The organism is Profundibacterium mesophilum KAUST100406-0324 (assembly GCF_009835145.1).
Classification (GTDB): Bacteria; Pseudomonadota; Alphaproteobacteria; order Rhodobacterales; family Rhodobacteraceae; genus Profundibacterium; species Profundibacterium mesophilum.
The window spans coordinates 72,706-94,265 of record NZ_APKE01000016.1 but is presented as its reverse complement, the minus strand read 5'-3'; the positions used below and the strand labels follow the sequence as shown (position 1 = coordinate 94,265).

The window sequence follows — 21,560 nt, the reverse complement described above, 5'->3', positions numbered from 1 at the left end:
CGATGGAAGAGAAGCTCCGCTTCGCCATCCGTGAAGGCGGCCGCACCGTCGGCGCAGGCGTCGTGTCGAGCATCATCGAGTAAAGACCGATTGACGGGGCCGGTTGACCGCTCTATTGGGCGGCCTCCGGCCCCGCGACTTGGTGCAGGACAAGACGGTTCGATGTGGGGCGGGGATGAGTCCCGTTCCACCTCTCAACTTAGAAAGCCCGTGAAAGGGAATTCCAAATGGCAGCCAGCCAGAACATTCGGATCCGCCTCAAGGCGTTCGACTACCGCGTGCTCGACAGCAGCACGCAGGAGATCGTCAGCACCGCCAAGCGCACCGGCGCGAGCGTGCGTGGCCCGATCCCGATGCCCAACAAGATCGAGAAATTCACGGTCCTCCGGGGCCCGCATGTCGACAAGAAATCGCGTGACCAGTTCGAGATCCGGACCCACAAGCGCATGCTCGACATCGTCGATCCGACCCCGCAGACCGTGGACGCGCTGATGAAGCTCGACCTCGCTGCCGGCGTCGCCGTCGACATCAAGGTAATGGGAGGCTGACCGATGCTACGCTCTGGCGTGATCGCTAAGAAGGTCGGTATGACCCGTATCTTCCAGGAAGACGGAAAGCAGATTCCTGTGACCGTTCTCCAACTCGACAAGCTTCAGGTCGTCGCGCAGCGCACGGTCGAGGCGAATGGCTACTCGGCCGTTCAGCTCGGCGCCGGCACCGCGAAGGCGAAGCGCGTCTCCAAGGCCCTGCGCGGCAGCTTCGCCGTGGCGAAGGTCGAGCCCAAGCGCAAGATCGCGGAATTCCGCGTGGCTCCCGAGAATCTCATCGGCGTCGGCGAGGAGATCACCGCGAACCACTACTTCGAGGGGCAGTTCGTCGACGTGTCCGGCACCTCGATCGGTAAGGGTTTCCAGGGTGCGATGAAGCGGCACAACTTCGGCGGCCTCCGGGCGTCGCATGGTGTGTCGATCTCCCACCGCTCGCACGGCTCCACCGGCCAGTGCCAGGATCCCGGCAAGGTCTTCAAGGGCAAGAAGATGGCCGGTCACATGGGCGCCGCCCGCGTGACCACCCAGAACCTGCAGGTCGTGCGCACCGACAGCGCACGCGGCCTGATCATGGTCAAGGGCGCGGTCCCCGGCTCCAAGGGTGGCTGGGTCACGGTCAAGGATGCGGTGAAGAAGCCGATCCCCGAGAACGTGATCTATCCCGCGGCGCTGAAATCCGCGGCCGAGGAAGCCGAGCGTCTGGCCAACGAGGCCGCCGAGGCCGCCGCAGCCGAGGCCGCCGAGGCCGAGCGTCTCGCCGCCGAGGAGCAGGCCGCGCAGGAAGCTGCCGCGCTGAAGGATGCCGAAGCCGATATCGAGGCTGAGAAGTCCGAGGACGGTCAGTCTGAGAAGAAGGAAGGTGACGAATGAAACTCGACGTCATCAAACTGGACGGCGGCACGGCCGGTTCGGTCGATCTCGGCGACGAGATCTTCGGACTGGAGCCGCGCGTCGATATCCTGCACCGTGTCGTGCGCTGGCAGCGCAACAACGCGCAGCAGGGCACGCACAAGGTCAAGACCCGCTCCGAGACGAGCTATTCGACCAAGAAGATCTATCGCCAGAAGGGCACCGGCGGCGCACGTCACGGTGACCGGAACGCTCCGATCTTCCGCAAGGGTGGTATCTACAAGGGTCCGACCCCGCGCAGCCACGGTCATGACCTGACCAAGAAGTTCCGCAAGCTGGGCCTGTGCCACGCGCTGAGCTCCAAGGCGGCCTCGGGCAATCTCGTCGTGATCGAGAACACCGAGATCGGCGATGCGAAGACGGGCGCCCTGGCCAAGCAGATCAAGCAGCTTGGCTGGAAGCGTGCGCTGGTGATCGACGGTACGGACGTGAACGAGAACTTCTCGCGTGCGGCGCGCAACATCGAGGGGCTGGACATCCTGCCCAGCGTCGGTGCGAACGTCTACGACATCCTCAAGCGGGACACCCTGGTCATCACGAAGGCCGGTCTCGAAGCACTGGAGGCTCGTCTGAAATGAGCGCGAAAGCAGAACATTACGATGTGATCCGCAAGCCGATCATCACCGAGAAGGCGACAATGGCGTCCGAGAACGGCGCCGTGGTCTTCGAAGTGGCGATGGATGCCGCGAAGCCGCAGATCAAGGATGCGGTCGAGCAGCTCTTCGGGGTCAAGGTGAAGGCGGTCAACACCTCCATCACCAAGGGCAAGGTCAAGCGGTTCCGGGGCCAGCCCGGTCGCCGCCGTGACGTCAAGAAAGCCTATGTGACGCTCGAGGAAGGCAATACGATCGACGTGACCACCGGTCTCTGACCGACACGCGATCCGATATTGTTCGCAAGGCCCTCGATCGTTAGGATCGGGGGCCTTGTGCGTTTCGGGGCACGACGGCGATGGCGTTCCTGCGGGGTGCATTCCCGAGCTTCGGAAACGCCCCCCGTGGAGGAGGACGGTCGTGCATGTGCACGGCATCGGGAACAGCCGACCCGTGCCCGGAACGTAGCGCATGTTGGTGCAGCTGGGAGGAGCGTCTTGGGCACGCGGTGCGCGCGCGGAAGCCGCTGAGCTGCTTGCCAAGTGACGGCATGTCTCTGCTGGCATGCGAATCGGCATCGGCAGTTGCAAGGGGCAGGGGGCATCCATGGGCGCGTAAGGCAGGGCCTCCATGCCTTCGCGACGTGCCGGTCCAGGGCCCGGCATGGGGTAGGGCCGCGGCAATGCGGCGGGCGGACTTGACCCGCCGGCTCAAACCTCCTACACGCCCCCATCCGCGTTTGGCCCCGGACCTGTCCGGGGCTTCGTCTTTTGCACGGCAAGCGCGGCTGCGGGCACCTTCGGGGGCCTATAACCATGGCCACCTCCGGGGGGCTGAACACAGGCTCCCTCGCAGGGGCCTCAAGCAGACGGAAGACAGAAAGCATGGCACTCAAGTCGTATAAGCCGACGACGCCGGGCCAGCGCGGGCTGGTGCTGATCGACCGTTCGGAGCTTTGGAAAGGACGCCCCGTCAAGAGCCTCACCGAGGGTCTGACGAAGCATGGCGGCCGGAACAACACCGGACGAATCACGATGCGTCGCAAGGGCGGGGGCGCGAAGCGCCTCTACCGCATCGTCGATTTCAGACGCACGAAGCATGACATGTCGGCAGTCGTGGCCCGGATCGAATACGATCCCAACCGCACCGCCTTCATCGCGCTGATCCAGTACGAGGACGGCGAACAGAATTACATCCTCGCCCCGCAGCGCCTCGCGATCGGCGACAAGGTGGTCTCCGGCCCCAAGGTCGACATCAAGCCGGGCAACGCGATGCCCTTCTCGGGCATGCCGATCGGCACGATCGTCCACAACATCGAGCTGAAGCCGGGCAAGGGCGGTCAGATCGCACGCGCCGCCGGCACCTACGCCCAGTTCGTCGGCCGCGATGGTGGCTACGCGCAGATCCGCCTGAGCTCGGGCGAGCTTCGTCTCGTGCGCCAGGAATGCATGGCCACGGTCGGTGCCGTGTCGAACCCCGACAACAGCAACCAGAACTACGGCAAGGCCGGCCGGATGCGCCACAAGGGCATTCGTCCGTCGGTCCGCGGTGTCGTGATGAACCCGATCGACCACCCGCATGGCGGCGGCGAAGGCCGCACCTCGGGCGGCCGTCATCCGGTGACGCCATGGGGCAAGCCGACTAAGGGTGCGCGCACCCGGAACAAGAACAAAGCGTCCAGCAAGCTGATCATCCGCTCGCGGCACGCCAAGAAAAAGGGGCGCTGATCGATGACGCGTTCTGTCTGGAAAGGTCCTTTTGTCGACAGCTATGTCCTCAAGAAGGCCGAGAAATCCCGCGAGGGCGGTCGCAACGAGGTCATCAAGATCTGGTCGCGCCGCTCCACCATCCTGCCCCAGTTCGTGGGCCTCACCTTCGGCGTCTACAATGGCAAGAAGCATATCCCGGTGAACGTCTCCGAGGACATGATCGGCCAGAAGTTCGGTGAATACTCGCCGACGCGGACCTATCATGGTCACGCTGCCGACAAGAAAGCGAAGCGGAAGTAAGCCATGAGCAAGGATAAGAATCCCCGCCGCGTGGCCGACAACGAAGCGATGGCCAAAGTCCGGATGCTTCGTACCAGCCCGCAGAAGCTGAATCTGGTTGCCGCGATGATCCGTGGCAAGAAGGTCGAGCGTGCCCTGACCGAACTGGCCTTCGACAAGAAGCGCATCAGCGACGACGTTCGCAAATGCCTTCAGTCCGCGATCGCCAATGCCGAGAACAACCACAATCTCGACGTGGACGAGCTCGTCGTCGCCGAGGCCTATGTCGGCAAGAACCTGACCATGAAGCGCGGCCGTCCGCGTGCCCGTGGCCGGTTCGGCAAGATCGTCAAGCCGTTCTCGGAACTCACCATCAAGGTCCGCCAGGTCGAGGAGCAGGCATAATGGGTAACAAGGTCAATCCCGTCGGCATGCGGCTCCAGGTCAACCGGACCTGGGACAGCCGTTGGTACGCCGACACGAAGGACTACGGTGATCTCCTCCTCGAGGACATCAAGATCCGTGAGTTCATCAAGGAAGAATGCAAGCAGGCCGGTATCAGCCGTGTGATCATCGAGCGTCCGCACAAGAAGTGCCGCGTCACGATCCACACCGCCCGCCCCGGCGTCATCATCGGCAAGAAGGGCGCGGATATCGAGACGCTGCGCAAGAAGCTTGCCGCGATGACCGATAGCGAGCTGCATCTCAACATCGTCGAGGTGCGCAAGCCCGAGCTCGATGCGATGCTGGTCGCCGAATCGATCGCCCAGCAGCTCGAGCGCCGCGTGTCGTTCCGCCGTGCCATGAAGCGCTCGGTCCAGAACGCGATGCGCATGGGTGCACTCGGCATCCGGGTCAACGTCGCCGGCCGTCTCGGTGGCGCGGAGATCGCGCGGACCGAATGGTACCGCGAGGGCCGCGTTCCGCTGCACACGCTGCGTGCCGACATCGATTACGCGCATGCCGAAGGCAAGACCGCCTATGGCATCATCGGGATCAAGGTCTGGATCTTCAAAGGCGAGATCCTCGAGCACGATCCCGCGGCCCGTGATCGCAAGCAGGCTGAACTGCAAGAAGGCCCCGCACCCCGTGGTGCCGGCGGCCGCCGCTAGGAGGACTGAACCATGCTTCAGCCGAAGCGCACCAAATTCCGCAAGATGCACAAGGGCCGCATCAGCGGTCAGGCAAAGGGCGGCTCCGACCTGAACTTCGGGACGTTTGGCCTCAAGGCCGTGCAGCCCGAGCGCGTTACCGCGCGCCAGATCGAGGCCGCACGCCGGGCCATGACGCGTCACATGAAGCGTCAGGGCCGGGTCTGGATCCGGATCTTCCCGGACACCCCCGTGACCTCCAAGCCGACCGAGGTTCGGATGGGTAAAGGCAAGGGCTCGGTCGATTTCTGGGCCGCCAAGGTCAAGCCCGGCCGGGTGATGTTCGAGATCGACGGCGTCAGCGAAGTCGTCGCGCGCGAGGCCCTGCGCCTCGCCGCGATGAAGCTGCCGATCAAGACCCGCACGGTGATGCGCGAAGACTGGTAATCCCGGTCCGCGCGGCGGGGCACGCTCCCGCGCCGGCACATCGACAGGAGGCCTCCGCCATACAGGGCGGGGGCCTTTTTCACATCCGACATCAACAGGTTTCCCATGTCACAGATCAGATCGCTTTTCGCCACGCGCCTCTACCGGGCCAAGCTGTCGGACCATGGTGCGCCGATCGACGCGGCCGAGCTCGAGGCCTCGTGCCTGTCCATCGCCGAGGATGACGAGGCCGGGCAGGACTGGTGCGAGCGCAACGATTTTCCGGGCTATACCAGTTACGCCTCGCTCACCGATCTGCCCTGGCGCTTCAGCATCTTCGCCGATGTGGTCAAGGCGCTCGACGCGCATGTGGCCGCGTTCGCCGAGGATCTCGACTTCGATCTCGGCGGCAAGACATTGTCGCTCGATTCCCTGTGGATCAATATCCTGCCGGAGGGCGGCATCCACACCGCCCATATCCATCCCCATTCGGTGATCAGCGGGACAACCTATGTCGCGATGCCGCCGGAGACGAGCGCGATCAAGTTCGAGGATCCGCGCCTTGCGATGATGATGGCCGCACCGCCCCGCCGCGGCGAGGCGCGCGATGAGCTGCGCTCCTTCGTCTACGTGGCGCCGACGGTGGGGGAGGTGCTCTTGTGGGAAAGCTGGCTGCGCCACGAAGTGCCGATGAACATGTCCGAGGAGGACAGGATCAGCATTTCCTTCAACTACGGCTGGAACTAGTCGCGCGGCCTCAGGTCATGCGAAAGGGGCGCGGAGGTTTCCCTCCGCGCCCCTGCAGTGCCGCGCGCCCGTGACGCGGGGCGACGATCGGTCGATCAGTTCCAGAAGCCTTCGTCGACACCCTGCAGCTCTTCGAGCTGCTCTTCGGTCATCCGCGTGACGATCGCATAGGAGCGGTCATCGACGGCCACGAGGCGAACGTCTTCGACCGGGATCATCACGTGCTTGTCCGCGATGTCGAGGAAGCCGCCGACTTCGCCGACGACACCGATCATCTGGCCGTCACGCGACAGGATCACGTCTTCGATCTCGCCGATCTCGTTCCAGTCGCCGCCGACCTCTTCGTAGATGGATGCTTCGTCGAAGCCTTCGCTCATGCCTTCGCTGAACGCGTAGATGGCGCCGCCGGTGATGTCGCGGCTGCGGATCAGCTCGGCACGGTTCTCCATCATGTCGGCGCTGGTCATCGGCGTCATCGCGTGGGTTTCGGCGGATGCGGCGCCGGCAGCTGCGAGGCCGAGGGCGAGAGTGGTGGTTGCGAGCAGTTTCATATCATGTCTCCCGTTACGGTGTGAGTTGCCCGTCCAACGGGAAGCGGCGGACGAGTGTTCCAAATAAATTTGCCGATGGGCGGAAACAGCAGTGCCGGAGGTGACCGGCGCGGCCCCGATGGCGCCCGGTCATGCGCTGCAGGGCTCCGGCGAGGCGTTATCGCAAGGGGAAGCTTCCGGGGTTGCGATTCGGGGGCATGGGCTCTATACGCGCTCCATTCACCCACTCCACCGGGAATCAGGTGACCCCTCGCGGGGCCTTCCGGTGATGTTGAAAGGAGCCGGCGATGAACGCCAAGGAACTGCAAGACAAGACGCCTGACGAGCTGAAGGATCAGCTTGCCACGCTGAAGAAAGAGGCTTTCAACCTGCGCTTCCAGCAGGCCACGAGCCAGCTCGAGAACACCGCGCGCATGCGCAACGTCCGCCGCGACGTCGCCCGCGTGAAGACCGTACTGAACCAGAAGGCCGCCGCCGCGGCCACCGAGCAGGGAGCCTGATCGATGCCCAAACGTATCCTCTCCGGCACCGTGACCAGCGATGCCAACGAGCAGACCGTCACGGTCTCCGTCGAGCGCCGCTTCACGCATCCCGTGCTCAAGAAGACCATCCGTAAGTCCAAGAAGTACCGGGCTCACGATCCGCAGAACAGCTTCAAGACCGGCGACCTGGTGCGTATCCAGGAATGTGCCCCGGTCTCGAAGACCAAGCGCTGGGAAGTCATCGCCGACCAGGCGTGATCCTTCCGGTACCATCGAAACCCTGGGGAGAAGGCGATAGAGCCCCCCACAGGTCGGGAGAAACCACATGATCCAGATGCAGACCAATCTGGATGTCGCTGACAACTCGGGTGCACGCCGGGTTCAGTGCATCAAGGTCCTCGGCGGCTCCAAGCGCAAATATGCGTCCGTCGGCGACATCATCGTCGTCTCGGTGAAGGAAGCCATTCCGCGCGGCCGCGTGAAGAAGGGCGACGTTCGCAAGGCCGTCGTCGTTCGCACCGCGAAGGAAGTCCGCCGCGAGGACGGCACCGCGATCCGCTTCGATCGTAACGCCGCCGTCATCCTCAACAACAACAACGAGCCGGTCGGCACCCGTATCTTCGGGCCCGTGGTTCGTGAGCTGCGCGCGAAAAGCTTCATGAAGATCATCTCGCTCGCTCCGGAGGTGCTCTGATGGCCGCGAAACTGAAAAAAGGCGACAAGGTCGTCGTCCTGTCCGGCAAGGACAAGGGCAAGCAGGGTGAGATTACCTCGGTGAGCCCCAAGGCGGGCAAGGCCGTGGTCGATGGCGTCAACGTCGCGATCCGTCACACCAAGCAGACCCAGACGAGCCAGGGCGGCCGCGTTCCTCAGGCGATGCCGATCGATCTGAGCAACCTCGCCATGGTCGATGCCAACGGCAAGGCCACGCGCGTCGGCTTCCGTGAGGAAGACGGCAAGAAGGTCCGCTTCGCCAAGACCACGGGGGACACGATCTGATGCTCGACACCACCAATTACACCCCGCGTCTCAAGACCCTTTATGTCGACACGATCCGTGCGGCGATGAAGGAAGAGTTCGGCTACTCGAACGAGATGCAGATCCCGCGCCTCGACAAGATCGTGCTCAACATCGGCGCCGGCGCCGAGGCGGTCCGCGACAGCAAGAAGGCGAAATCGGCTCAGGAAGACCTGACCGCGATCGCCGGTCAGAAGGCCGTCATCACCAAGGCGAAGAAGTCGATTGCCGGCTTCCGCGTCCGTGAAGACATGCCCCTGGGCTCCAAGGTCACGCTGCGCGGCGAGCGGATGTACGAATTCCTCGACCGTCTGATCACCGTGGCGATGCCCCGCATCCGCGACTTCCGCGGCGTGAACGGCAAGAGCTTCGATGGACGTGGCAACTACGCCATGGGCATGAAGGAGCATATCGTGTTCCCCGAGATCAACTTCGACAAGGTCGATGAAGTCTGGGGCCTCGATATCGTGATCTGCACCACCGCGCCCGACGACGCGCAAGCCAAGGCGCTGTTGAAGCACTTCAACATGCCGTTCAACAGCTGAGCCTGGGAGAGACATCATGGCGAAGAAAGCAATGATCGAACGCGAGAAGAAGCGTCAGCGCATGGTCGAGCAGTATGCTGCCCGCCGCGCCGAGCTGAAGGAAATCGCGAATGACGAGAGCAAGCCGATGGAAGAGCGCTTCAAGGCGCGCCTGAAGCTTGCCAAACTGCCGCGCAACAGCTCGGCCACCCGTCTTCACAACCGGTGCCAGCTGACGGGGCGTCCGCACGCCTATTACCGCAAGCTGAAAATGTCGCGTATCGCGCTGCGGGATCTGGGCTCCAACGGCCAGATCCCCGGCCTCGTGAAATCCAGCTGGTAAGGAGGTTTTCAGATGAACGATCCTATCGGCGATATGCTGACCCGCATCCGCAACAACCAGATGCGCGGCAAGACCACCGTCAGCACCCCGGCCTCCAAGCTTCGTGCCTGGGTTCTCGATGTACTGGTCGATGAAGGCTACATCCGCGGCTACGAGGAGACCACCGACAAGAATGGTCACCCCGCGCTCGAGATCGGCCTGAAATACTACGAGGGCACGCCCGTGATCCGCGAGATCAAGCGCGTCTCCACCCCCGGCCGCCGCGTCTACATGAGCGTCCGCGACCTTCCCTCCGTCCGTCAGGGCCTCGGCGTGTCGATCGTCTCGACCCCCAAGGGCGTGATGTCGGATGCCAAGGCGCGCAATGCGAATGTCGGCGGCGAAGTGCTCTGCACCGTATTCTAAGGAGGACATCATGTCTCGTATCGGAAAACGTCCCGTCGAGCTGCCCTCCGGCGTCAGCGCCACGGTCAGCGGCCAGACGGTCGAGGTGAAGGGGCCCAAGGGCACCCGCAGCTTCACCGCAACAGACGACGTGTCGATCAGCGTCGAAGACAACGCGATCTCGGTCACCCCGCGCGGCGGCTCCAAGCGGGCACGTCAGCAATGGGGGATGTCGCGCACCATGGTCGCAAATCTCGTGACCGGCGTGAGCGACGGCTTCAAGAAGCAGCTCGAGATCCAGGGTGTGGGCTACCGCGCCCAGATGCAGGGCAACGTGCTCAAGCTCAACCTGGGCCTGAGCCACGATGTCGATTTCGAAGTGCCCGAGGGGGTCACCGTGACTGCGCCCAAGCAGACGGAGATCACCGTGGAAGGGATCGACCAGCAGCTGGTGGGCCAGGTCGCGGCGAATATCCGCGAATGGCGCAAGCCCGAGCCCTACAAGGGCAAGGGTATCCGCTACAAGGGCGAGTTCATCTTCCGCAAGGAAGGCAAGAAGAAGTAAGGAACGGGTAGATGGCAAACAGCAAAAGAGATCTGTTTCTGAAGCGCCGCCTGCGCGTTCGGAACAAACTTCGCAAGGTGAATGCAGGGCGTCCGCGCCTCAGCGTTCATCGCTCGAACAAGAACATCAGCGTTCAGCTGATCGACGACGTGAACGGTGTCACGCTCGCCTCCGCCTCCTCGCTGGAGAAGGATTTGGGCGTGGTCGGCAAGAACAATGTCGACGCTGCCGCGAAGGTCGGCACGGCGATCGCCGAGCGGGCGAAAAAGGCCGGCATCGAAGCCGCCTATTTCGACCGTGGCGGTTTCCTGTTCCACGGCAAGGTGAAGGCCCTGGCCGAAGCCGCACGCGAAGCAGGGCTCAAGCTCTGATCCAAGAAGTTGCAGGCGGCGCGCTCCGGTGTGCCGCCTCGATGATCCGGGGGGGCGTCCTTGGGACGCGGCCGTGAACCCACCGCGATCGGACAATACCGCGCCCCGAGGGGCAATGAAGGAGCCGTATATGGCCAGAGATGACAACCGGGGTGGCGGTCGCCGCAACCAGCGCGACGAGACCCCCGAATTCGCCGATCGCCTTGTCGCGATCAACCGCGTCAGCAAGACCGTCAAGGGCGGCAAGCGCTTCGGCTTCGCCGCACTCGTCGTCGTGGGTGACCAGCGTGGCCGTGTCGGCTTCGGCAAGGGCAAGGCCAAGGAGGTCCCTGAGGCCATCCGCAAGGCCACCGAAAGCGCCAAGCGCAACATGATCCGCGTGCCGCTGCGCGATGGCCGGACCCTGCATCACGACGTGCATGGCCGCCACGGCGCCGGCAAGGTTTTCATGCGGACCGCACCCCAGGGTACCGGCATCATCGCCGGTGGCCCGATGCGTGCCGTCTTCGAGATGCTCGGCGTTCAGGACGTGGTCGCCAAGTCGATCGGCAGCCAGAACCCCTACAACATGATCCGTGCCGCGCTCGACGGTCTGCAGAACGAGGCGAGCCCCCGTTCGGTCGCGCAGCGTCGTGGCAAGAAGGTCGCGGACATTCTGCCCAAGCGGGACGAGGCGCCTGCCGCCTCCGACCAGGTCGCCGAGGAGGCTTGAAACCATGGCAACTATCGTAGTCAAGCAGGTCGGCTCGCCGATCCGCCGCCCCGCCAAGCAGCGCGCGACGCTGGTCGGTCTCGGCCTGAACAAGATGCACCGCACCCGTGAGCTGGAGGATACCCCCTCCGTTCGCGGCATGGTGAACTCGATCCCGCACCTCGTGCAGATCGTCGAAGAGAAAGGCTGATCGCTCACCGCGCGTGACGAGACAGCGTGAGGCCGCATCCCACCGGGGTGCGGCTTTTTCCGTTTCCGTGGCTCCTTCGGCAAGGTGCGGTGCTCGGGGCGATCACGGGCGCTCTTGGAAATGCCGCACCCACAGGGGCGTGCCCGGATCGGGAGCGGGCGCGCGGCACGGGCCGCAGGGCAGGGGCCCCGGCCGCATCCCGGTATGCACGCGGCGCCCCTTGCCAAGGCCCCGTCTTATCCCCTATACGCCGCTCGTGGTCTGCGAAGGACCGATTTCCATCAAGCAAAGCCGTGTCCGGTCCACTCGCTTCGGGACCGTTTCCGGCAAGAGGAGAAGCGACATGAAACTGAATGAACTGCACGACAATCCCGGCGCGGCCAAGAAGCGGATGCGGGTCGGCCGTGGCGCCGGCTCCGGCAAGGGCAAGACCGCCGGCCGCGGCATCAAGGGCCAGAAGTCCCGCTCGGGCGTGGCGATCAAGGGCTACGAGGGCGGCCAGATGCCGCTCTACCAGCGTCTTCCCAAGCGCGGCTTCAACAACATCAACGCCAAGCGCTACGCCGTCGTGAACCTGGGCCTGATCCAGAAGTTCATCGATGCGGGCAAGCTGGGCGAGGAAATCACCGAGACCGAGCTGGTCGATTCGGGCCTGGTGCGCCGCGTGCGTGACGGCGTGCGTGTCCTCGGCAAGGGCGAGCTGACGTCCAAGATCTCGCTGAGCGTCACCGGCGCCTCCAAATCGGCCGTCGAGGCCATCGAGAAGGCGGGCGGATCGGTCTCGGTCAAGGCAGCCGAGGCGGCACCGGCGGAATAATAGGTTGTGGGCGGCCTTCGCGCCGCTTACATCCGGTTCTGAGTTTTCCTAGCGCCGCCGATCGGGAGACCGTTCGGCGGCGCCTGTATGAAAGAGACCCGACATGGCATCTGCCGCCGAACAAATGGCCGCGAACATGAGCTGGGGCGCCTTCGGGAAGGCGACCGAGCTTCGCAGCCGAATCCTGTTTACCGTGGGCCTTCTGATCGTCTATCGCCTCGGGACCTACATCCCCGTGCCCGGCATCGACGGCACGGCCCTGCGCGATTTCATGGAGCAGGCCTCTGCCGGTCTGGGCGGCATTCTGAACATGTTCACCGGCGGCGCGATCAGCCGGATGGGCATCTTCGCTCTCGGGATCATGCCCTACATTTCTGCCTCGATCATCGTGCAGCTGATGACCGCGATGGTGCCCCAGCTCGAGAGCCTCAAGAAAGAGGGCGAGCAGGGCCGCAAGAAGATCAACCAGTATACGCGCTACGGCACCGTGTTCCTTGCCACCTTCCAGGCCTACGGTCTGGCCGTCAGCCTCGAGGCGGGCGGTCTCGTGAGCGATCCGGGCTGGTATTTCCGCGCCGCGACGGTCGTGACCCTCGTCGGGGGCACCATGTTCCTGATGTGGCTGGGCGAGCAGATCACCCAGCGCGGCATCGGCAACGGCATCTCGCTGATCATCTTCGTCGGCATCATCGCCGAGGTTCCCGCCGCCCTGGCGCAGTTCTTCGCCTCCGGCCGCTCGGGCGCGATCAGCCCTGCCGTGATCCTCGGTGTTCTGCTGATGGTGACGGCCGTGATCGCCTTCGTGGTGTTCATGGAGCGTGCCCTGCGCAAGATCCACATCCAGTATCCGCGCCGGCAGGTCGGCATGAAGGTCTATGACGGCGGCTCCTCGCATCTTCCGATCAAGGTGAACCCCGCGGGTGTGATCCCGGCGATCTTCGCCTCGTCGCTGCTCCTGCTGCCGACGACGCTGGCCACGTTCAGCGGTTCGGCAACGGGACCGGTCATGTCCACCATCCTCGCCTATTTCGGACCCGGCCAGCCGCTCTACCTGCTGTTCATGGTCGCGATGGTGGTCTTCTTCACGTATTTCTACACGGCGAATGTCGCGTTCAAATCCGAGGACGTGGCCGAGAACCTGAAGAGTCAGAACGGCTTCATCCCCGGCATCCGTCCGGGCAAGCGGACCGAGGAATATCTCGATTACGTCGTGACACGCATCCTCGTCCTCGGCTCGGCCTATCTCGCGGCGGTGGTCCTCTTCCCCGAGATCCTGCGCTCGCAGCTTGCCATACCGTTCTATTTCGGCGGCACCTCCGTGCTGATCGTCGTGTCAGTGACCATGGACACGATTCAGCAGGTGCAGTCACATCTGCTTGCCCATCAATATGAGGGGCTGATCGAGAAATCGCAGCTGCGGGGCAAGAAACGCGGCAAGAAAGGGACGGCTAGACGATGAACATCATTCTCCTCGGCGCGCCGGGCGCGGGCAAGGGCACGCAGGCCCGGGTTCTCACCGAGCAGCGCGGCATGGTTCAGCTGAGCACCGGCGACATGCTGCGTGCGGCGCGCTCATCGGGAACGGAAATGGGCAATCGGGTGGCCCAGGTCATGGATCGCGGTGAACTTGTCACCGACGAGATCGTGATCGGCCTCATCGAGGAACAACTCGAGGCGGGCGCGACGGGCGGGTTCATCTTCGACGGCTTCCCCCGCACGCTGGCCCAGGCGGATGCGCTTGGCGAGTTGCTTGCGCGCAAGGGGCAGGATCTCGACGCGGTGATCGAGATGCGCGTCGACGACGCCGCGCTCGTGGCGCGCATTTCCGGCCGCTCCACCTGTGGCAATTGCGGCGAGGTCTATAACGATGTGACCCGCCCCATTCCCGCCGATGGAAAATGCGTCAAATGCGGCGCCGAGGATTTCAAGCGGCGCGCCGATGACAACGCCGAAAGCCTCAAGCAGCGCCTGATGGAATATTACAAGAAGACCTCGCCGCTGATCGGCTACTACCATGCCAAGGGCAAGCTCAAGGTGGTCGACGGGCTGGGCGAGATCGACGATGTCTCCGCCGCCATCGCCGGGCATCTGTCGTAAAGTCGGCCGGGGCCTTGACGCCCCGCCGAAACCCTACTAATCGACGCCATCCCAACTGGGAATCGCATGCCGCGGGGAATGCCCGCGCGGCTTGCCGTCATCCGAATTCAGCAGCGCCCCGGAACACCCTGTCCGGCCGCCGTTGTGAAAAAAGGTTCCGGCATTACGGAACCGCAACGAAAGGAAAGCACACGTGGCACGTATTGCCGGCGTCAACATCCCGACAGCCAAGCGAGTTCCAATCGCGCTCACCTACATCACCGGTATCGGCCCCAGCTCGGCCCAGCAGATCTGCGAGGCCGTCGGCATCGACGCGACCCGCCGGGTCAACGAACTGAGCGACGCGGAAGTCCTGTCCATCCGTGAGCATATCGACGCGAATTACACCGTCGAGGGCGACCTGCGCCGCGAGACGCAGATGAACGTCAAGCGCCTGATGGATCTGGGCTGCTATCGCGGTCTGCGTCACCGCCGGAACCTGCCGGTTCGCGGTCAGCGCACCCACACCAACGCACGCACGCGCAAGGGCCCCGCGAAGGCCATTGCCGGCAAGAAGAAATAAGGGAGGGTCTGACCAATGGCACGTGATCGTCGCGTCAAGAAGAAGGTCTCCAAGAACATCGCCGCAGGCGTTGCTCATGTGAACTCGTCCTTCAACAACACCAAGATCCTGATCTCCGACGTTCAGGGCAACGCCATCGCCTGGTCCTCGGCCGGCACCATGGGCTTCAAGGGATCGCGCAAGTCGACCCCCTATGCTGCCCAGATGGCCGCCGAAGACGCCGGCAAGAAGGCGCAGGAGCATGGCGTCCGCACCCTCGAGGTCGAGGTCCAGGGCCCCGGCTCGGGCCGCGAATCGGCTCTGCGCGCGCTGGCCGCCGCCGGCTTCAACATCACGTCGATCCGTGACGTGACGCCGATTGCCCATAACGGCTGCCGCCCGCCGAAGCGCCGCCGCGTCTGATCTGCACTGCTACAGTCTCGGGCCGCGGCTTGCCGCGGCCTGATTTTGTCATTTCTGAACCTCGGGTGTCGGTCGCTTTGGACATGGGCGACCGACGGGAATTGAGGAGACAAACATGCTTCACAAAAACTGGCAGGAACTGATCAAGCCGACGCAGCTCGTGGTCAAGCCCGGCGACGACCGTCAGCGTCAGGCCACGGTGATCGCCGAACCGCTCGAGCGCGGTTTCGGCCTGACCCTCGGCAACGCCCTGCGCCGGGTTCTGATGAGCAGCCTTCAGGGTGCGGCCATCACCAGCGTTCAGATCGACAACGTCCTGCACGAGTTCTCCTCGATCGCGGGCGTTCGCGAGGATGTTACCGATGTCGTCCTGAACCTCAAGGGCGTCGCGATCCGCATGGATGTCGAGGGGCCCAAGCGCCTGTCGATCTCCGCCAAGGGCCCGATGGTCGTCACCGCCGGGGACATCTCCGACAGTGCCGGGATCGAGATCCTGAACCGCGAGCATGTGATCTGCCATCTCGACGATGGTGCGGACCTGTTCATGGAACTGACGGTCAATACCGGCAAGGGCTATGTCAGCGCCGACAAGAACCGTCCCGACGATGCGCCCATCGGCCTGATGCCGATCGACGCCATCTATTCGCCGGTCAAGAAGGTCAGCTACGACGTGCAGCCCACCCGCGAGGGCCAGGTGCTGGACTATGACAAGCTGACCCTCAAGCTCGAGACCGACGGCTCGGTCACGCCTGATGATGCCGTGGCCTATGCCGCGCGGATCATCCAGGACCAGCTGTCGATCTTCGTCAACTTCGACGAGCCCGACCAGGCGACGCGCCAGGACGACGATGACGGGCTGGAGTTCAACCCGCTCCTTCTCAAGAAGGTCGACGAGCTGGAACTGTCTGTCCGTTCGGCCAACTGCCTGAAGAACGACAATATCGTCTATATCGGCGATCTCATCCAGAAGACCGAAGCCGAGATGCTCCGTACCCCGAACTTCGGGCGCAAATCGCTCAACGAGATCAAGGAAGTGCTCTCGGGCATGGGCCTGCATCTCGGGATGGATGTCGAGGAATGGCCACCCGAGAACATCGAGGACCTGGCCAAGAAGTTCGAAGACCAGTTCTGAAAGACATGGCGAGGCGGCCCTGCCGCTTCGCCATAACGCCCGGCGGGGTCTGCCCGCCGCGACGACGACCCAGGGCAATTCCGCCCCAACGGAGCGGCCGACACGCATCGGATCGCCGGACAAAGCAAAATAGGAGAAGAGACCCATGCGTCACGCAAGAGGCTACCGCCGCCTGAACCGCACCCACGAGCATCGCAAGGCGATGTTCGCGAACATGGCCGGCTCGCTCATCGAGCATGAGCAAATCAAGACGACCCTTCCCAAGGCGAAGGAACTCAAGCGGATCATCGAGAAGCTGATCACGCTGGGCAAGCGCGGCGATCTGCACGCCCGCCGCCAGGCCGCAAGCCGCCTGAAGCAGGACGCCTACGTGGCGAAACTCTTCGACGTGCTGGGCCCCCGCTACGCCGAGCGTCAGGGTGGCTATGTCCGCGTCCTGAAGGCCGGTTTCCGTTATGGTGATATGGCCCCGATGGCGATCATCGAATTCGTCGATCGGGACGTCGACGCGAAAGGCGCCGGCGACCGTGCCCGTCTCGCAGAGGAAGACGCTGTCGAGGCGTGATCTGCCTGATTTGACAGGATTGTTGCGAAAGCCCCGCCATTGTGCGGGGCTTTTTTATGCCCGGTGGCACAAGCGGGTCACTTCGTTAGGCATAAATTAACACAACACTATGAAACCCGCTCATTTTGCTATTTGTATAAATGTATACCGGGATAAACGTCGCCTTCGCCGAGCGAAGAAGGGCGACTTGTTCCGAATGTGGCGGGCCATGCGATTGGCCGTCGCGACACAATTACGGAAAGGGCGCCAGTGGAACACGACCTCATCCAATCCGAACTGGACAAGCTCGCCGCGTTGACCACCGCGGGTTATTTCGCGGCGCTCCATATCCGCTTCACCTCGCCCGTCCACCAGTTCATGACCTATGGCGAGGATTGGGTCCAGCACTACACGGCGCAAGGGTATGTGATGCGCGATCCGGCCGTTGCCTGGGCCTTCAGCACGACGGGCGCCGTGCGTTGGAGCGATCCCGACCTGCCCGATCCGTTCGAGATCTTCGCCGATGCCGCGCGTCACGGTCTGAAATTCGGCACGACCGTTTCCGTCGGGGCCATCGGCTCGAGATCCGTGATCAGCAGTGCGCGCGGCGACCGGGAGCATACCGACGAGGAGATCGGCGAACTCGAACGGATCGGCGCGCGCCTGCACGATCTCACCCCGCCGAAGGTCGCCTTGACGAATGCGCAGCTCGCCGCCCTGTCGCATATCGCCGCCGGGCACCGCCATACCAGCGCCGCCGCCGAGCTCGGCATCTCCGAAAGCGCGCTGAAGCTGCGCCTGGCATCCGCGCGTGAGCGGTTGCAGGCCAGGACGACGGCCGAGGCGGTGCGCCGCGCCAAGGAGAGCGGCCTGATCTAGGGACAGGGCGCCCTTTCCAAATGCCGGGCGCCTGCCTAGAACATGAGCCATGGCCGATCTGTTCGATACGGGCGCGACGGGGGCCGCCGCCGCCGATGATGCCGCCTCCGTCCGGGGCAAGCGGCCCGGGCCGCGCCCCCTTGCCGACCGGCTGCGCCCGGCCACGCTCGACGAGGTGATCGGCCAGCAGCAGGTCCTTGGACACGATGCGCCGCTCGGGGCGATGCTCTCGGCGGGGGCCTTGTCGTCACTGATCCTGTGGGGGCCGCCCGGCGTGGGCAAGACGACGATCGCGCGGCTTCTCGCGGCGCAGACGGACCTTCATTTCGTGCAGATCAGCGCGATCTTCACCGGCATCGCCGAGCTGCGCAAGGTCTTCGACGCGGCCGGGCACAGACACGCGAACGGGCAGGGGACACTGCTTTTCGTCGACGAGATCCACCGCTTCAACAAGGCGCAGCAGGACGGCTTCCTGCCGCATATGGAGGATGGGACGATCCTGCTTGTCGGGGCGACGACGGAGAATCCCAGTTTCGAGTTGAATGCCGCGCTTCTGAGCCGGGCGCAGGTGCTCGTGCTCGACCGTCTTGGCCTGGCCGACCTGGAGCACCTTGCGCAGCGGGCCGAGAAGGAGCTTGGCCGGCCGCTGCCGCTGACCGGTCCCGCGCGCGAGGCCTTGCTGGAGATGGCTGATGGCGACGGGCGCGCGGCACTCAACCTGATCGAGCAGGTGGCGGCGATGGACCCGGCCGCGCCACTCGATACGGGCGCGCTCACCCGGCGCCTGATGCGCCGTGCCGCACAATACGACAAGTCGGGCGATGCGCATTACAACCTGATCTCGGCCCTGCACAAATCGGTGCGCGGCTCCGATCCCGATGCCGCGCTCTACTGGCTCGCGCGGATGCTGGAGGGGGGAGAGGACCCCCGCTACCTCGCCAGGCGCATCACCCGCATGGCGGTCGAGGATATCGGCCTCGCCGATCCGCAGGCCCAGAGCATCTGCCTGCATGCATGGGAGATATTCGAGCGGCTCGGCAGTCCCGAGGGGGAGCTTGCCCTGTCCCAGGCCGTCGCCTATCTCGCCCTCGCGCCGAAATCCAATGCCGGCTACGCCGCCTACAAGGCGGCCCGCGCGGCGGCGCGCCAGACCGGCAGCGCGCCGCCGCCCAAGCATATCATGAACGCCCCCACGGCGATGATGCGCGAGCAGGGTTACGGCGAGGGTTACGCCTATGACCACGATGCCGAGGACGGGTTCTCCGGCCAGAACTACTTTCCCGACGGCATGGCGCGTGGCGTCTACTACCTCCCGGTCGAGCGGGGCTACGAGCGCGAGCTGAAGAAGCGCCTCGACTGGTTCGTCAAGCTGCGGGCCCGGCGCGAGAGTTGACAAGCCCGGCCAACCGGACGATGCAGCCGTGATGAGTTCAGCCTTGCCCCATGTCCCGATCCTTCTGCAGATCGCCCTCGGCGGCGCGATCGGCGCGGCGGCGCGCCATCTCCTGGGCCTGGCCGTGCTCAGGGTCACGGGTCCCGGCTTTCCGCTCGGCATGCTGACGGTGAATGTCGCCGGCAGTTTCGCGATGGGCGTGGCGGCAGTCCTCCTGGCCCAGCGCGGCGCCTCTTGGGCGCCCTTTGCCATGACCGGGGTGCTGGGCGGTTTCACGACCTTCTCCGCCTTCAGCCTCGAGGCGGTGTCACTGCTCGAAAAAGGGCTTCTGGGACAGGCAGCGGCCTATGTCACGCTGTCGGTTGGCGCATCCATGGGGGCCCTTTTCCTGGGTCTCCTCCTGGCACGGGGAATTGTCGCATGAGCGCAGTCCAGACGATCACGATCACCGCCGACGAGGCCGACCAGAGGCTCGATCGCTGGATGCGCAAGCGGTTCCCGCAGGTGCAGCAGGGACGCCTCGAGAAACTCTGCCGCAAGGGCGAGATCCGGGTGGACGGGGGACGCGTGAAGCCTGCGACCCGGCTCGAGGAAGGGCAGGCGGTGCGCCTGCCGCCCTTGCCCGACGCGCCGGCGCCCGAGCATCACCGCTCGGCCACCCATGTCAGCGAGGCGGATGCGCGGCTGATCCGCGAGGCGGTGATCTTCAGGGATGCGCATATCATCGTGATCAACAAGCCGCCGGGACTGCCGAGCCAGGGCGGCAGCGGGCAAACCCGCCATGTCGACGGTTTCGCCGAGGCGTTGCGCGATGACTACGAGGACAAGCCGCGCCTCGTGCACCGGCTCGACAAGGATACGTCGGGGGTGCTGCTTCTGGCCCGCACGCGCCAGGTGGCGAAGGGCCTGACGGAGGCGTTCCGCCACCGGGCCACGCGCAAGATCTACTGGGCCGCAGTGGCCGGGGTTCCGTATCCGCGGATGGGAACGGTCCGCTTCGGCCTGGTGAAGGCGCCCGGGCACGGCGCGCGGGGCGAGGCGGAAAAGATGCACTGCATCCATCCCGGCGCGGTGGAGACGACGGAAGGCGCGAAGCGCGCCACCACCGATTTCGCGGTGCTCTCGGCACTTGGGGGGCGCACCGCTTGGGTGGCGCTCGTCCCGGTGACGGGACGCACCCACCAGCTGCGCGCGCATATGGCCGAGCTTGGCCATCCGATCATCGGCGATGGCAAGTATGGCGGCTCGGGACAGGAAAATCTCGGCGATGGCTGGGGCGCCCAGCTCGGCGGCGAAATCAGCAAGAAGCTGCATCTGCATGCGCGTTCGATCACCATCAAGCATCCGGTGACGGGCGCGATCATGACCTTTACCGCGCCGCTGCCGGAACATATGGCGCGGACCTGGAAACAGCTCGAATGGCGTGCCTCGGATGTCTCGGCCGATCCCTTCGAGGACGAGGATTGAGAGGCGGACGATGAGCGAATGGGCCCCCAAGAGGTTCTGGACCAAGGCCGAGGTGGCGCAGGAGGAGGGCGGCTTCGGGGTCAGGCTCGACGGCCGGCCGGTGCGCACCCCCGCGAAATCGGCGCTGATCGTCTCCACGGAGGCCCTTGCCGAAGCGGTCGCCGCCGAATGGCGCGAACAGGGTGAGCGGATCGACCCCAACACCATGCCGATGACCCGCACCGCCAATTCGGCCATCGACAAGGTCGCCCCGCAGCGCCGGGCCGTGGCGGAGATGCTCGCAGCCTATGGCGAGACGGACCTGCTGTGCTACCGCGCGCAGCAGCCGGAGGCCCTCGCCGAGCGCCAGCAGGCGCAATGGCAGCCGCTGCTCGACTGGGCGCAGGAGCGTTTCGGGGCAAGGCTCGTGCTTGCCGCCGGGGTGATGCCGGTGGAGCAGCCCGAAGGCGCCCTCGCATCCCTGGCGGCACCCATCCACACCATGGACGCATTCGAACTGGCGGGCTTTCACGATCTGGTGAGCCTGCCGGGCTCGCTCGTCATCGGTCTTGCCGCGGCCGAGGGGCATTTGCCACCCGCAGAGTTGTGGCGCCTCTCCCGGCTCGACGAGATCTTCCAGGTCGAGCAATGGGGCCGCGACGAGGAGGCGGAGGAGTTGGCGGCGATCAAGGGCCGCGCCTTCGAGGATGCCGCACGGTTCCACCGCCTGGCCGCGGACCGGCCGTAACGCCACGGAACATGGTGTTTTACTAGGTTTCAAGGCCTTTTCGGGGGTGTGATCCATCGCCCGGGGTGATCAACGCCTTGACCTCTCATGATGATTTCG

At 64.6% G+C, this 21,560-nt stretch carries 35 protein-coding genes; 34 read left to right on the top strand and 1 reads right to left on the bottom strand.

Annotated features, from left to right (window positions below):
- The 11 genes from PMES_RS07625 to PMES_RS07575 form a co-directional block, all read left to right on the top strand.
- A partial coding sequence (locus tag PMES_RS07625; protein ID WP_201288972.1) for an EF-Tu C-terminal domain-related protein occupies positions 1-83 on the top strand: 83 nt, incomplete at its 5' end.
- Positions 84-227: 144 nt separating this feature from the next.
- Positions 228-548, top strand: coding sequence for a 30S ribosomal protein S10 (rpsJ, locus tag PMES_RS07620; protein ID WP_036175718.1), 321 nt, complete (start codon positions 228-230; stop codon positions 546-548).
- Positions 549-551: 3 nt separating this feature from the next.
- Positions 552-1,418 carry a 50S ribosomal protein L3 gene (gene rplC, locus PMES_RS07615; RefSeq protein ID WP_159965047.1) on the top strand — a complete coding sequence of 289 codons (867 nt, stop codon included), beginning with the start codon at positions 552-554 and terminating at the stop codon, positions 1,416-1,418.
- A complete protein-coding gene (rplD, locus tag PMES_RS07610) occupies positions 1,415-2,035 on the top strand; it encodes a 50S ribosomal protein L4 (protein ID WP_159965045.1) in 621 nt (206 codons plus the stop codon). Before rplC ends, rplD begins: the two co-directional genes overlap by 4 nt.
- Positions 2,032-2,328: a 50S ribosomal protein L23 gene (locus PMES_RS07605; RefSeq protein WP_159965043.1), complete on the top strand. Its 297-nt coding sequence runs from the start codon at positions 2,032-2,034 to the stop codon at positions 2,326-2,328. Before rplD ends, PMES_RS07605 begins: the two co-directional genes overlap by 4 nt.
- Positions 2,329-2,934: 606 nt before the next feature.
- Complete coding sequence (gene rplB, locus PMES_RS07600) at positions 2,935-3,777, top strand: 50S ribosomal protein L2 (protein WP_159965041.1); 843 nt, start codon at positions 2,935-2,937, stop codon at positions 3,775-3,777.
- 3 nt (positions 3,778-3,780) lie between these two features.
- Positions 3,781-4,059 carry a 30S ribosomal protein S19 gene (gene rpsS / locus PMES_RS07595; RefSeq protein ID WP_159965039.1) on the top strand — a complete coding sequence of 93 codons (279 nt, stop codon included), beginning with the start codon at positions 3,781-3,783 and terminating at the stop codon, positions 4,057-4,059.
- 3 nt (positions 4,060-4,062) lie between these two features.
- Positions 4,063-4,443: a 50S ribosomal protein L22 gene (gene rplV, locus PMES_RS07590; protein WP_159965037.1), complete on the top strand. Its 381-nt coding sequence runs from the start codon at positions 4,063-4,065 to the stop codon at positions 4,441-4,443.
- Positions 4,443-5,150, top strand: a complete 708-nt coding sequence (gene rpsC, locus PMES_RS07585) for a 30S ribosomal protein S3 (protein ID WP_159965035.1) — start codon at positions 4,443-4,445, stop codon at positions 5,148-5,150. The genes rplV and rpsC overlap by 1 nt, the downstream gene beginning before the upstream one ends.
- A gap of 12 nt (positions 5,151-5,162) precedes the next feature.
- Positions 5,163-5,576: a 50S ribosomal protein L16 gene (gene rplP, locus PMES_RS07580; RefSeq protein WP_159965033.1), complete on the top strand. Its 414-nt coding sequence runs from the start codon at positions 5,163-5,165 to the stop codon at positions 5,574-5,576.
- Positions 5,577-5,681: 105 nt separating this feature from the next.
- Entirely contained in the window at positions 5,682-6,302 is a 621-nt protein-coding gene (locus tag PMES_RS07575) for a TIGR02466 family protein (protein ID WP_159965031.1), read from the top strand.
- A 95-nt stretch (positions 6,303-6,397) separates the two neighbouring features.
- On the opposite strand, the gene PMES_RS07570 is transcribed toward PMES_RS07575, so the two are convergent.
- Complete coding sequence (locus PMES_RS07570; protein WP_159965029.1) at positions 6,398-6,853, bottom strand: PRC-barrel domain-containing protein; 456 nt, start codon at positions 6,851-6,853, stop codon at positions 6,398-6,400.
- Between the two features lie 287 nt (positions 6,854-7,140).
- Here PMES_RS07570 and rpmC point away from each other — a divergent pair, with 287 nt between their 5' ends.
- From rpmC to PMES_RS07455, 23 genes are all read left to right on the top strand, one after another.
- The gene (gene rpmC, locus PMES_RS07565) at positions 7,141-7,353 is read left to right on the top strand and encodes a 50S ribosomal protein L29 (RefSeq protein ID WP_159965028.1); all 213 of its coding nucleotides are present in this window, start codon (positions 7,141-7,143) and stop codon (positions 7,351-7,353) included.
- Positions 7,354-7,356: 3 nt separating this feature from the next.
- Positions 7,357-7,593 (top strand): 30S ribosomal protein S17, encoded by a 237-nt coding sequence (rpsQ, locus tag PMES_RS07560; protein WP_159965026.1) that lies wholly within the window; start codon positions 7,357-7,359, stop codon positions 7,591-7,593.
- A gap of 67 nt (positions 7,594-7,660) precedes the next feature.
- Positions 7,661-8,029 (top strand): 50S ribosomal protein L14, encoded by a 369-nt coding sequence (gene rplN / locus PMES_RS07555; protein ID WP_042456818.1) that lies wholly within the window; start codon positions 7,661-7,663, stop codon positions 8,027-8,029.
- Positions 8,029-8,334, top strand: a complete 306-nt coding sequence (gene rplX, locus PMES_RS07550; protein ID WP_159965024.1) for a 50S ribosomal protein L24 — start codon at positions 8,029-8,031, stop codon at positions 8,332-8,334. Before rplN ends, rplX begins: the two co-directional genes overlap by 1 nt.
- The gene (gene rplE / locus PMES_RS07545; RefSeq protein WP_159965022.1) at positions 8,334-8,897 is read left to right on the top strand and encodes a 50S ribosomal protein L5; all 564 of its coding nucleotides are present in this window, start codon (positions 8,334-8,336) and stop codon (positions 8,895-8,897) included. Before rplX ends, rplE begins: the two co-directional genes overlap by 1 nt.
- Before the next feature lie 16 nt (positions 8,898-8,913).
- On the top strand, positions 8,914-9,219 hold the full coding sequence (gene rpsN, locus PMES_RS07540; RefSeq protein ID WP_159965020.1) for a 30S ribosomal protein S14: 306 nt from the start codon (positions 8,914-8,916) through the stop codon (positions 9,217-9,219).
- A 12-nt stretch (positions 9,220-9,231) separates the two neighbouring features.
- Positions 9,232-9,624, top strand: a complete 393-nt coding sequence (rpsH, locus tag PMES_RS07535; protein ID WP_159965019.1) for a 30S ribosomal protein S8 — start codon at positions 9,232-9,234, stop codon at positions 9,622-9,624.
- 10 nt (positions 9,625-9,634) lie between these two features.
- A complete protein-coding gene (rplF, locus tag PMES_RS07530; protein ID WP_159965017.1) occupies positions 9,635-10,168 on the top strand; it encodes a 50S ribosomal protein L6 in 534 nt (177 codons plus the stop codon).
- 11 nt (positions 10,169-10,179) lie between these two features.
- Positions 10,180-10,539 carry a 50S ribosomal protein L18 gene (gene rplR / locus PMES_RS07525; RefSeq protein ID WP_159965015.1) on the top strand — a complete coding sequence of 120 codons (360 nt, stop codon included), beginning with the start codon at positions 10,180-10,182 and terminating at the stop codon, positions 10,537-10,539.
- A 130-nt stretch (positions 10,540-10,669) separates the two neighbouring features.
- The gene (gene rpsE, locus PMES_RS07520) at positions 10,670-11,251 is read left to right on the top strand and encodes a 30S ribosomal protein S5 (RefSeq protein WP_159965014.1); all 582 of its coding nucleotides are present in this window, start codon (positions 10,670-10,672) and stop codon (positions 11,249-11,251) included.
- 4 nt (positions 11,252-11,255) lie between these two features.
- The gene (rpmD, locus tag PMES_RS07515; protein ID WP_159965012.1) at positions 11,256-11,441 is read left to right on the top strand and encodes a 50S ribosomal protein L30; all 186 of its coding nucleotides are present in this window, start codon (positions 11,256-11,258) and stop codon (positions 11,439-11,441) included.
- A 343-nt stretch (positions 11,442-11,784) separates the two neighbouring features.
- On the top strand, positions 11,785-12,258 hold the full coding sequence (gene rplO, locus PMES_RS07510; RefSeq protein WP_159965010.1) for a 50S ribosomal protein L15: 474 nt from the start codon (positions 11,785-11,787) through the stop codon (positions 12,256-12,258).
- A 103-nt stretch (positions 12,259-12,361) separates the two neighbouring features.
- Positions 12,362-13,717 (top strand): preprotein translocase subunit SecY, encoded by a 1,356-nt coding sequence (secY, locus tag PMES_RS07505; RefSeq protein ID WP_159965008.1) that lies wholly within the window; start codon positions 12,362-12,364, stop codon positions 13,715-13,717.
- Positions 13,714-14,355, top strand: a complete 642-nt coding sequence (locus tag PMES_RS07500; protein WP_159965006.1) for an adenylate kinase — start codon at positions 13,714-13,716, stop codon at positions 14,353-14,355. The genes secY and PMES_RS07500 overlap by 4 nt, the downstream gene beginning before the upstream one ends.
- Positions 14,356-14,548: 193 nt before the next feature.
- A complete protein-coding gene (rpsM, locus tag PMES_RS07495; protein WP_159965004.1) occupies positions 14,549-14,917 on the top strand; it encodes a 30S ribosomal protein S13 in 369 nt (122 codons plus the stop codon).
- A gap of 15 nt (positions 14,918-14,932) precedes the next feature.
- Positions 14,933-15,319 carry a 30S ribosomal protein S11 gene (rpsK, locus tag PMES_RS07490; RefSeq protein ID WP_159965003.1) on the top strand — a complete coding sequence of 129 codons (387 nt, stop codon included), beginning with the start codon at positions 14,933-14,935 and terminating at the stop codon, positions 15,317-15,319.
- Between the two features lie 115 nt (positions 15,320-15,434).
- Entirely contained in the window at positions 15,435-16,451 is a 1,017-nt protein-coding gene (locus tag PMES_RS07485; RefSeq protein WP_159965001.1) for a DNA-directed RNA polymerase subunit alpha, read from the top strand.
- Between the two features lie 145 nt (positions 16,452-16,596).
- Positions 16,597-17,016: a 50S ribosomal protein L17 gene (gene rplQ, locus PMES_RS07480; protein ID WP_159964999.1), complete on the top strand. Its 420-nt coding sequence runs from the start codon at positions 16,597-16,599 to the stop codon at positions 17,014-17,016.
- Positions 17,017-17,265: 249 nt separating this feature from the next.
- Complete coding sequence (locus tag PMES_RS07475) at positions 17,266-17,874, top strand: autoinducer binding domain-containing protein (RefSeq protein ID WP_236549734.1); 609 nt, start codon at positions 17,266-17,268, stop codon at positions 17,872-17,874.
- A 49-nt stretch (positions 17,875-17,923) separates the two neighbouring features.
- The gene (locus PMES_RS07470) at positions 17,924-19,267 is read left to right on the top strand and encodes a replication-associated recombination protein A (RefSeq protein ID WP_159964997.1); all 1,344 of its coding nucleotides are present in this window, start codon (positions 17,924-17,926) and stop codon (positions 19,265-19,267) included.
- Between the two features lie 31 nt (positions 19,268-19,298).
- On the top strand, positions 19,299-19,691 hold the full coding sequence (crcB, locus tag PMES_RS07465) for a fluoride efflux transporter CrcB (protein WP_159964995.1): 393 nt from the start codon (positions 19,299-19,301) through the stop codon (positions 19,689-19,691).
- On the top strand, positions 19,688-20,734 hold the full coding sequence (locus PMES_RS07460) for an RluA family pseudouridine synthase (protein ID WP_159964993.1): 1,047 nt from the start codon (positions 19,688-19,690) through the stop codon (positions 20,732-20,734). Before crcB ends, PMES_RS07460 begins: the two co-directional genes overlap by 4 nt.
- 10 nt (positions 20,735-20,744) lie before the next feature.
- Positions 20,745-21,461 (top strand): ATP12 family chaperone protein, encoded by a 717-nt coding sequence (locus PMES_RS07455; RefSeq protein WP_159964991.1) that lies wholly within the window; start codon positions 20,745-20,747, stop codon positions 21,459-21,461.
- Positions 21,462-21,560 lie beyond the last annotated feature (99 nt).

Excerpts from the sequence above, each read along its gene's own strand:
- crcB (WP_159964995.1), top strand. The coding sequence starts at position 19,299 with ATGAGTTCAGCCTTGCCCCATGTCCCGATCCTTCTGCAGATCGCCCTC.
- PMES_RS07570 (WP_159965029.1), bottom strand. The coding sequence starts at position 6,853 with ATGAAACTGCTCGCAACCACCACTCTCGCCCTCGGCCTCGCAGCTGCC.
- rpmD (WP_159965012.1), top strand. The coding sequence starts at position 11,256 with ATGGCAACTATCGTAGTCAAGCAGGTCGGCTCGCCGATCCGCCGCCCC.
- rplC (WP_159965047.1), top strand. The coding sequence starts at position 552 with ATGCTACGCTCTGGCGTGATCGCTAAGAAGGTCGGTATGACCCGTATC.
- rplQ (WP_159964999.1), top strand. The coding sequence starts at position 16,597 with ATGCGTCACGCAAGAGGCTACCGCCGCCTGAACCGCACCCACGAGCAT.
- rpsN (WP_159965020.1), top strand. The coding sequence starts at position 8,914 with ATGGCGAAGAAAGCAATGATCGAACGCGAGAAGAAGCGTCAGCGCATG.
- rplV (WP_159965037.1), top strand. The coding sequence starts at position 4,063 with ATGAGCAAGGATAAGAATCCCCGCCGCGTGGCCGACAACGAAGCGATG.
- rplO (WP_159965010.1), top strand. The coding sequence starts at position 11,785 with ATGAAACTGAATGAACTGCACGACAATCCCGGCGCGGCCAAGAAGCGG.
- rplD (WP_159965045.1), top strand. The coding sequence starts at position 1,415 with ATGAAACTCGACGTCATCAAACTGGACGGCGGCACGGCCGGTTCGGTC.
- rpsE (WP_159965014.1), top strand. The coding sequence starts at position 10,670 with ATGGCCAGAGATGACAACCGGGGTGGCGGTCGCCGCAACCAGCGCGAC.
- PMES_RS07500 (WP_159965006.1), top strand. The coding sequence starts at position 13,714 with ATGAACATCATTCTCCTCGGCGCGCCGGGCGCGGGCAAGGGCACGCAG.
- rplR (WP_159965015.1), top strand. The coding sequence starts at position 10,180 with ATGGCAAACAGCAAAAGAGATCTGTTTCTGAAGCGCCGCCTGCGCGTT.
- rplE (WP_159965022.1), top strand. The coding sequence starts at position 8,334 with ATGCTCGACACCACCAATTACACCCCGCGTCTCAAGACCCTTTATGTC.
- rpsJ (WP_036175718.1), top strand. The coding sequence starts at position 228 with ATGGCAGCCAGCCAGAACATTCGGATCCGCCTCAAGGCGTTCGACTAC.
- PMES_RS07470 (WP_159964997.1), top strand. The coding sequence starts at position 17,924 with ATGGCCGATCTGTTCGATACGGGCGCGACGGGGGCCGCCGCCGCCGAT.
- rplX (WP_159965024.1), top strand. The coding sequence starts at position 8,029 with ATGGCCGCGAAACTGAAAAAAGGCGACAAGGTCGTCGTCCTGTCCGGC.
- PMES_RS07460 (WP_159964993.1), top strand. The coding sequence starts at position 19,688 with ATGAGCGCAGTCCAGACGATCACGATCACCGCCGACGAGGCCGACCAG.
- rplN (WP_042456818.1), top strand. The coding sequence starts at position 7,661 with ATGATCCAGATGCAGACCAATCTGGATGTCGCTGACAACTCGGGTGCA.
- PMES_RS07575 (WP_159965031.1), top strand. The coding sequence starts at position 5,682 with ATGTCACAGATCAGATCGCTTTTCGCCACGCGCCTCTACCGGGCCAAG.
- PMES_RS07485 (WP_159965001.1), top strand. The coding sequence starts at position 15,435 with ATGCTTCACAAAAACTGGCAGGAACTGATCAAGCCGACGCAGCTCGTG.
- PMES_RS07455 (WP_159964991.1), top strand. The coding sequence starts at position 20,745 with ATGAGCGAATGGGCCCCCAAGAGGTTCTGGACCAAGGCCGAGGTGGCG.
- rplB (WP_159965041.1), top strand. The coding sequence starts at position 2,935 with ATGGCACTCAAGTCGTATAAGCCGACGACGCCGGGCCAGCGCGGGCTG.
- rpsK (WP_159965003.1), top strand. The coding sequence starts at position 14,933 with ATGGCACGTGATCGTCGCGTCAAGAAGAAGGTCTCCAAGAACATCGCC.
- rpsQ (WP_159965026.1), top strand. The coding sequence starts at position 7,357 with ATGCCCAAACGTATCCTCTCCGGCACCGTGACCAGCGATGCCAACGAG.
- rpmC (WP_159965028.1), top strand. The coding sequence starts at position 7,141 with ATGAACGCCAAGGAACTGCAAGACAAGACGCCTGACGAGCTGAAGGAT.
- rpsS (WP_159965039.1), top strand. The coding sequence starts at position 3,781 with ATGACGCGTTCTGTCTGGAAAGGTCCTTTTGTCGACAGCTATGTCCTC.
- PMES_RS07605 (WP_159965043.1), top strand. The coding sequence starts at position 2,032 with ATGAGCGCGAAAGCAGAACATTACGATGTGATCCGCAAGCCGATCATC.
- rpsC (WP_159965035.1), top strand. The coding sequence starts at position 4,443 with ATGGGTAACAAGGTCAATCCCGTCGGCATGCGGCTCCAGGTCAACCGG.
- rplF (WP_159965017.1), top strand. The coding sequence starts at position 9,635 with ATGTCTCGTATCGGAAAACGTCCCGTCGAGCTGCCCTCCGGCGTCAGC.
- secY (WP_159965008.1), top strand. The coding sequence starts at position 12,362 with ATGGCATCTGCCGCCGAACAAATGGCCGCGAACATGAGCTGGGGCGCC.
- rplP (WP_159965033.1), top strand. The coding sequence starts at position 5,163 with ATGCTTCAGCCGAAGCGCACCAAATTCCGCAAGATGCACAAGGGCCGC.
- rpsH (WP_159965019.1), top strand. The coding sequence starts at position 9,232 with ATGAACGATCCTATCGGCGATATGCTGACCCGCATCCGCAACAACCAG.